Annotated in this window: 1 protein-coding gene and 1 pseudogene; one reads left to right on the forward strand and one right to left on the reverse strand. The window is 67.3% G+C overall.

Annotated features, from left to right (window positions below; genetic code table 11):
• Positions 1-187: 187 nt before the first annotated feature.
• Positions 188-1,222, reverse strand: a complete 1,035-nt coding sequence (locus tag QZY44_RS17630) for a DNA-binding protein (protein WP_295449095.1) — start codon at positions 1,220-1,222, stop codon at positions 188-190.
• Positions 1,223-1,427: 205 nt separating this feature from the next.
• Between QZY44_RS17630 and QZY44_RS17635 the strand changes: the two are divergent.
• Positions 1,428-2,246, forward strand: a pseudogene (locus QZY44_RS17635) (Tn3 family resolvase); the annotation flags it as partial.

Below are 2,246 nucleotides of genomic sequence, written 5' to 3' on the forward strand. Positions count from 1 at the left end.
CGACTTCGCGCAGATTCACGCACGCGCTCTCCGGCAGCGGGGGACCGAGACGCTTTATACCCCGACCGCCGGGCATTGTCCAGGGTTGTGGACAACCATCGCTTGCAACAGCGGATCCTGGCTAGAACGGTTCCGTCCTGGGGGGGCGGCCCGATGTAAGGGAACGATGCCCGGCAATCATGCATCCTCACCTCGCTTCATGGTCAGGCGCCGACGGCACGACTAAACCATCAAGGCGCCGCTGCAAGTCACCATAGAGCGACGCCTGGACGTGGAGCCGCACCTGCAGACGCTGCACGACCCCGTCCTGTTCGGCCAGCGATTGCCGTAACGCGCGCTCCTCGGCGACCAGCGTCTGGCGCGTGGCGTCGACGACGGCCAGTTGCTCGGTCAAGGTCGCGTTGTCGGCCTCCAGGCGCGCCTGGACGGCGACCAGATCATCCCTGGCACGCTGGACCTCACGCAAATTCTGCTTTGTTTCACGCAGTTCGCGACGGGCATCGGCCAACTCCGCGGACAGCCGAGCGCAATCCTGGCCGCTGCGGGTCACCTCGTCCTGTTTGACAACCAGGGTCTGCGCGAGCTGACGCAGTTCGGCCTGAAGTTGCTGCACCTGGGTCTCGTGGCGTCGCTGGTCCTGATCCCGCTGGTCTTTGACCGACTGCCGGTAGTGCTCCAGTGCGTCGCGCACGTGCCGGTGCTTTTCCTCCAGGGATTCGATGTGTCGACGATGCTCCGCCAGTCGTAACGTCAGGGCCGCGTTCTCGTTGCCGATGGCCGCCGTGCGGATACGCTCCTGCTGTAACGCCTCGCGGGTCGCCGCGTGGGCGTTGCGTTCACCGGCCAGTGCCTCGCCCAGCTGACCGCCCTGCACCTGGACCGCCCCCAGTGCCTGCTCCAACCGGGCGATCTCGGCGCGCTGGGCGCCCGCCTCCGCCGCATGACGCGTCTCTGCCGCATCGACGACAACGCGGGCCTCCTCGCGCAACTGACGGGCCAGTCCCGCGACCGCCGTCCCGAGGGTCGCAGTCAGCAGCTGCTCGTCGTCGAGCCGCGTCCCTTCGTCCTGCGCAAGTTCCTGGAGGTAGCGGTGGATCGTGCTTTTAGAGCCGGTGTTGCCCAACTCCACGCGGACCGCATCAATGGAGGGGTTCTCACCGCGGGAAACCAACGCATCACGGGCGTTCTGAACGAGATACTTTGAAATACCAGCGCGGGCCATGGGGTCTGCCTGAATAACGTACTATGGCACATACTGCAATATTACATCCTATCACGACACAGCGAAGACAGCTTTTCTTGGCCGATATCCACATGCGATAATCCAACATTATCCCGTCCAGGCGAAAAAGCCCCCCCAAACGGCCCGGTTCCGGTACAAAAGGCCCCTACCCGGGCAACACCCGCAGGACCCCGCGCCGCCAACCATGCCCGAACTTGACCGCTACCTCGCCGCCGCCACCCGCGACAACACGCGCCGCAGTTACGCGTCGGCCGTGCGCCATTTCGAGGAGGCCTGGGGCGGGTTCCTGCCGGCCACCGCCGATGCCGTCGCCCGCTATCTGGCCGCATACGCACCGTCCCTGTCGCTGAACACGCTGAAGCTGCGCCTGGCCGCGCTTGCGCAGTGGCATCGCGACCAGGGGTTTCCCGATCCCACCAAGGCGCCCCTGGTGCGCCAAGTCCTGAAAGGCATCGGCACGCTCCACCCCGCCCGCGAGCGCCGCGCCCTCCCCTTGCCGATCGCCGAACTGGCGCAGATCGACGCCACCCTCGTCGCGGCCATCACCCAGGCGGCAGCGGAGGCCGACACCGCGAGCCACTGGCGGGCCACCCGGGATCGGGCGCTCATCCTGATCGGGTTCTGGCGGGCCTTTCGCAGCGATGAGTTGAGCCGGCTGCGCGTGGAGGACATCGTGGTCACGCCCGGGGAGGGCATGACGCTGTATCTGCATCGGACCAAGACCGAACACGATGGGCTTGGGGCGGAATTCAAGGCCCCTGCCCTCTCACGGCTCTGCCCGGTCACGGCCTACCGCGACTGGATCGACCTGGCCGCACTGACCGCGGGGCCGGTGTTTCGCCGCATCGGCCCCGGCGGCCACCTGGGCAGCGCGGCCCTGCACCCCAACAGCCTGGTGCCGCTGCTGCGCCGGCGCCTCCTGGCGGCGGGGATCGCCACGCCCGACCGCTACAGTGGCCATTCCCTGCGGCGCGGCTTCGCCACCTGGGCCAACGGCCATGAC

It is taken from the genome of uncultured Thiodictyon sp., assembly GCA_903837595.1.
Classification (GTDB): Bacteria; Pseudomonadota; Gammaproteobacteria; order Chromatiales; family Chromatiaceae; genus Thiodictyon.

Bases quoted from the DNA above. Each gene is read 5' to 3' on its own strand.
- QZY44_RS17630 (WP_295449095.1), bottom strand. From the start codon at position 1,222: ATGGCCCGCGCTGGTATTTCAAAGTATCTCGTTCAGAACGCCCGTGAT.